The organism is Aeromonas sp. LsrichE-8G (assembly GCF_022869435.1).
GTDB classification, from domain to species: domain Bacteria; phylum Pseudomonadota; class Gammaproteobacteria; order Enterobacterales; family Aeromonadaceae; genus Aeromonas; species Aeromonas caviae.
In genome coordinates this window covers 1-5,726 of record NZ_JALIHH010000116.1, presented here as the reverse complement: position 1 = coordinate 5,726, position 5,726 = coordinate 1, and the positions used below count along the sequence as shown (strand labels likewise).

Annotated in this window: 4 protein-coding genes; 2 read left to right on the top strand and 2 right to left on the bottom strand. The window is 59.1% G+C overall.

Features of this window, described 5'->3' with window-relative positions:
• Positions 1-372: 372 nt before the first annotated feature.
• On the bottom strand, positions 373-942 hold the full coding sequence (locus MUW49_RS16345) for a single-stranded DNA-binding protein (protein ID WP_010674212.1): 570 nt from the start codon (positions 940-942) through the stop codon (positions 373-375).
• Between the two features lie 517 nt (positions 943-1,459).
• Between MUW49_RS16345 and MUW49_RS16340 the strand changes: the two genes are divergently transcribed.
• Positions 1,460-2,098, top strand: coding sequence for a LuxR C-terminal-related transcriptional regulator (locus MUW49_RS16340; protein WP_010674213.1), 639 nt, complete (start codon positions 1,460-1,462; stop codon positions 2,096-2,098).
• Positions 2,099-2,190: 92 nt separating this feature from the next.
• On the top strand, positions 2,191-5,019 hold the full coding sequence (uvrA, locus tag MUW49_RS16335; protein WP_244812975.1) for an excinuclease ABC subunit UvrA: 2,829 nt from the start codon (positions 2,191-2,193) through the stop codon (positions 5,017-5,019).
• A gap of 116 nt (positions 5,020-5,135) precedes the next feature.
• On the opposite strand, the gene MUW49_RS21950 is transcribed toward uvrA, so the two are convergent.
• Positions 5,136-5,261 carry a hypothetical protein gene (locus MUW49_RS21950; protein ID WP_268915647.1) on the bottom strand — a complete coding sequence of 42 codons (126 nt, stop codon included), beginning with the start codon at positions 5,259-5,261 and terminating at the stop codon, positions 5,136-5,138.
• Positions 5,262-5,726 lie beyond the last annotated feature (465 nt).

The following is a 5,726-nucleotide window of genomic DNA, read 5'->3' as shown; positions in this document are numbered from 1 at the left end:
AGTGGTGGGCATTCCCGCGGAATGCATGGTGTTTTTGCTCATGGGGGGAGCGTATCTAAGGAGCAGGATCAAGCAAGCAGGAAAGTGGGATCAAGAGACGATCGTCTCATTTTTCCTGTGTCAATACTGTTCCGGTGAATACTTACTCTCTCATCAACGATTAGATACTTACGTTCATTGTACTGCTTCATGTTGACGGTTCTGAGCTTCACTGCATCACTCCTTTACACTTTTATACACCCATTCCTAAGGTATACTGCGTGCTTTCAGAATGTGCAATCTTTACATGCTCAGAAAAGAAAAAACCCCGAAATATCGGGGTTTTTAGGCATTTCGCTTTACAAAACGCTTTACATTTTAAAAAATCCGGCCCTAGAACGGAATATCGTCGTCGAAATCCATCGGCGGTTCGTTGTAGACCGGCGGGGCGGATTGCGGCTGCTGGGCCGGACGGCCGTAACCGCCTTGCGGTTGCATGTTCTGCTGCGGGGCAGCAGGACGTTGCATGTTCTGTTGCGGTGCAGCCTGTTGCGGTTGGCCCCAGTTGCCCTGGGATGACTGGCCGCCCATGCCCTGGCCACCGCCCTGCGGACGGCCACCCAGCATCTGCATCACACCGGTGAAGCTGTCGACCAGCACCTCGGTGGTGTAGCGCTCCTGGCCACTCTGATCCTGCCATTTGCGGGTCTGGAGCTTGCCTTCCACATAGACCTGGGAGCCCTTCTTCAGGTACTCGCCGGCCACTTCGGCCAGCTTGCCCATGAAGACGACACGGTGCCATTCGGTGCGCTCTTTCTGCTCACCGGTCTGCTTGTCGCGCCAGGTATCGGAGGTGGCCAGGGTGATGTTAGTCACGGCACCGCCGCTCGGCATGTAGCGCACTTCCGGGTCTTGCCCCAGGTTACCGATCAGAATGACTTTGTTGATGCCTCGACTGGCCATAATCTCTCTTCCACCCTTATGTATACCGGCCAGGCCAGATGCCTGGGCCCATTCAATAATGCGTTTGTTTGCAACGAGATGCGCGCCCTGGCTGGGTGTCATCTCTCTTCAGTGTCCTGGCTGCGCCGGAGCTTGCCGGCAGAGGCGTCATGGATCGGCCGCAGCGTTTGGCCGCCATAGTACCAGTTGACGGGCATGAGCGCACATCTTCCCTGCCACTGTGGCGTCAATGGATCGCCACAGCCTGAGTAACTTACCCGAGGTAAGGTGTCACCAGCAAGGGGAGGAGGCTGGGGCAGGCTGCGTGAAGAGGGCGGAGCTGTTATGGTGCGCACCGGCACTACTTGACCCCCCAAATGGGGGGGGCGTGCTAGCCAATTGTATTGGCTGGAAAATTGCTGGGCTTCAAAGGAGCCACCGATGCGTCTAATACTTTTTTAATGCTGCAGCCAGGAGGGGGATTGGTACTCTTCCTTGCCAAAAAGCCCCGACTCGAATGTGCAAGGAAGTTCTCTTGATGACGCCCGACTCCCTCCTGGTGCTGATCACCGAAAATAACGCACAAGCCTCCCGTTTCCAGCGTCACCTCAGTGAAGAGCTTGGTCTGCCCATCTTGCTGGTGGGGGAGCTGAATGACCTGCCAGACGTTGCAGAGGGCGCCCCCAAAACCTTGCTGCTGATCGATCTGGACTACCTCAAGTCGACCCAGCAGGAGCTGTGGAGCAATGCCATCTGCCAGCGCTTTGGCGAGGCCAGTGCCGTGTTGCTCAATGCCCCGACCAGCACCAACAAAGAGCTGCTGCTGATGTGGCCCCATACCAGCGGGCTCTTCTTTCGTCAGGACACGCTGGACAGGCTGGTCTTCGGCATTCGCAAGGTGTTGCAGGGGGAGTACTGGATCCCGCGCCACCTGCTGTGCGACCTGGTGGACTACTACCGCAAGGGGAGCGGGCAACCTCAGCGTCAGCAGACGCTGCTGACCGCCCGCGAGCAGGAGATCGTGCGTCACCTGATGACGGGGGCCTCCAACACCGAGATCGCCGACAGCCTGTTCGTGAGCGAACACACCGTCAAATCCCATCTCTACAACGTCTTCAAGAAGCTGAACGTCAAGAACCGGTTGCAGGCAGTGAGCTGGGCCAAGGAGTATCTCTGAGGAAGGGGCACGGAAGGAAAGACTGTCTATTCATCCAGTAGTCTCTATGCCATACTGGCCCGCTCTGGTTCCCGTATCGAGCGCGCAACAAGATGGAAAAAATCGTGATCCGGGGTGCCCGCACCCACAACCTCAAGAATATCAACCTGATCCTGCCACGTGACAAGCTGATCGTGGTCACCGGCCTGTCCGGTTCGGGCAAATCCTCCCTGGCGTTCGATACCCTCTATGCCGAGGGGCAGCGCCGCTATGTGGAGTCCCTCTCCGCCTATGCCCGCCAGTTCCTCTCCCTGATGGAGAAGCCGGACGTGGACCACATCGAGGGGCTGTCGCCTGCCATCTCCATCGAGCAGAAGTCCACCTCCCACAACCCGCGCTCGACCGTCGGCACCATCACCGAGATTTACGACTACCTGCGGCTGCTGTTCGCCCGGGTCGGCGAGCCACGCTGCCCGACCCACGCCATTCCGCTCGCGGCCCAGACCATCAGCCAGATGGTGGATCAGGTGCTGGCCCAGCCCGAAGGCGCCAAGCTGATGTTGCTGGCCCCCGTGGTGCGCAACCGCAAAGGGGAGCACACCAAGCTGCTGGAGAATCTGGCGGCCCAGGGTTACATCCGCGCCCGCATCGACGGCGAAGTGTGCGATCTGTCGGATCCTCCCGCGCTGGAGCTGCACAAGAAGCACACCATCGAGGTGGTGGTGGATCGCTTCAAGGTGCGCGATGACCTGGCGCTGCGCCTGGCCGAATCGTTCGAAACGGCGTTGACTCTCTCCGGCGGCATCGTGCTGGTGGTGCCGATGGACGGGGAGGATGGGGTTGCCCCCATGACCTTCTCCGCCAACTTAGCCTGCCCCGAGTGCGGTTACTCCATGTCGGAGCTGGAGCCCCGGATCTTCTCCTTCAACAACCCGGCGGGGGCCTGCCCCACCTGTGACGGTCTCGGGGTGCAGCAGTATTTCGATCCCGCCAAGCTCATCCATGATCCCGGCCAGAGCCTGGCCGGCGGCGCCATCCGTGGTTGGGACAAGCGCAGCTTCTACTACTTCCAGATGCTCAAATCCCTGGCCGATCACTACAAGTTCGACCTGGAGACCCCCTGGGAGGATCTGCCGCTCAAGACCCAGGAGGTGATCCTGCGCGGCTCCGGGCGCACCGAGATCGAGTTCCGTTACATGAATGACCGCGGCGACGTGGTGGTGCGCAAGCACCCGTTCGAGGGGATCCTGCACAACATGGAGCGCCGCTACCGGGAGACCGAATCCAACGCGGTGCGGGAAGAGCTGGCCAAATACATCGCCAACAAGTCCTGTACCAGTTGCGGTGGCAGCCGACTGCGGGAAGAAGCCCGCCACGTCTTCGTGGACAATCGCAACCTGCCCGCCATCGCCGAGCAGTCCATCGGCGATGCCCTGGCCTTCTTCGAAGGGTTGAACCTGTCCGGTCAGCGTGCCCAGATAGCGGACAAGATCCTCAAGGAGATCGTCGAGCGGCTCGGCTTCCTGGTGAACGTCGGCCTCAACTATCTGAGCCTGTCGCGCAGCGCCGAGACCCTCTCCGGTGGCGAGGCGCAGCGGATCCGGCTGGCCAGCCAGATCGGGGCTGGCCTGGTGGGGGTCATGTACGTGCTGGACGAGCCCTCCATCGGTTTGCATCAGCGTGACAACGAGCGGCTGCTCAAGACCCTGACTCACCTGCGTGATCTCGGCAACACCGTGATCGTGGTGGAGCACGATGAGGATGCCATTCGCCTCGCCGACCATGTGCTCGACATCGGTCCGGGGGCTGGCGTGCACGGCGGTGCCATCGTCGCCCAGGGGACGCCGGAGGAGATCATCGCGAACCCCGAGTCCCTGACCGGTGACTACCTCTCCGGGCGCAAGCAGATCGCCATCCCGGCCGAGCGCACCCCGCTCACCGGCAAGTGGCTGAAATTGAAAGGGGCTAGCGGCAACAACCTGCGCAACGTCAACCTGGATCTGCCCATCGGAGTGATGACTTGCGTCACCGGCGTCTCCGGTTCCGGCAAGTCGACCCTGATCAACGACACCCTGTTCCGCATCGCCCACCGCGAGCTGAACAAGGCCACCGAGTCCACCCCGGCTCCCTATCGCAGCGTCGAGGGGCTGGAGCATCTGGACAAGGTGGTGGATATCGACCAGAGCCCCATCGGCCGCACCCCGCGCTCCAACCCGGCCACCTACACCGGCCTGTTCACCCCGATCCGCGAGCTGCTCTCCGGCACCCAGGAGGCGCGTTCCCGTGGCTACCAGCCGGGCCGCTTCTCCTTCAACGTGAAGGGTGGGCGCTGCGAGGCGTGCCAGGGGGACGGGGTCATCAAGGTGGAGATGCACTTCCTGCCGGACGTCTACGTGCCGTGCGACGTCTGCAAGGGCAAGCGCTACAACCGCGAGACCCTGGAGGTGAAGTACAAGGGCAAGAACATCCACGAAATCCTCGAGATGACGGTGGAAGATGCCCGTGCCTTCTTCGATCCGGTGCCGGCGGTGGCGCGCAAGCTGCAGACCCTGATGGACGTGGGCCTCTCCTACATCCGGCTCGGTCAGTCCGCCACCACGCTCTCTGGCGGCGAGGCGCAGCGGGTCAAGCTGGCGCGGGAGCTCTCCAAGCGGGACACCGGCCAGACCCTCTATATTCTGGACGAACCGACCACGGGGCTGCACTTCCACGATATCCAGCAGTTGCTCAAGGTATTGCACCAACTGCGGGATCGGGGCAACACCATCGTTATCATCGAGCACAACCTGGACGTCATCAAAACCGCGGACTGGATCGTCGATCTGGGCCCGGAAGGGGGCGCTGGTGGTGGCCGTATTCTGGTGACGGGTACGCCTGAGGAGATGAGCCGTTGCAAGGAGTCCCACACGGCGCGCTTCCTCGCTCCTCTACTGGAGAAATAAGCGTCACTCGAGAAAAAGGGGCCAAGGCCCCTTTTTTGTTGGCCGGTGGGCGAGGTGCGCCGATCTGGCGCCCGGCCAGGGATGAGAGGGAGAAAAGAGGGACTCGTCCGGCAGACTCAGTGTGTCAGCATCAGGAAGGCGAGGGCGAACAGGAAACCCAGCAGAATGAAGAGGAAGGAACCTATCCCCCAGATGGCGGCAAGAATGCCGAGAACTTTGTCTTTGCGTGTCTGTGGTTTCATAAAATTCAAATTACAGCGTGGTTACATCGCATTAATAAAATACGCCCCGGGGCATAATTAAACAACAATTGAAAGGTGATATGAAGGTGTTTAAGGTGTATTTAATTGGTATTTTACATTTCATGCTGATGCGATAATTTAAGGCATCATCATGTATTTGAATGACTTTTTATTTTCATCTGCGGTTTGATTGTCCAATCAAAGCTGCCGTGTACATCTATCTATTTCTTGATAACTATTGAGCTAAATCAATAACCGGCCATTCACATCCTTTTATAGTTTTCGGGCTTGCAACATAGAAAGAAAACAAAAAAGGAATAATCCGACATTCCGCACCTGATTTAGGAATAAATTTGCCGATAGCGCTCACCCAATACCTCCAAAATGATCTGCTGGTCTCCTGTTAGCTCCGTTACTTGTGGCGGAGCTTCTCCCAGTCGATATTCATGGATGCCACCAAAGCGC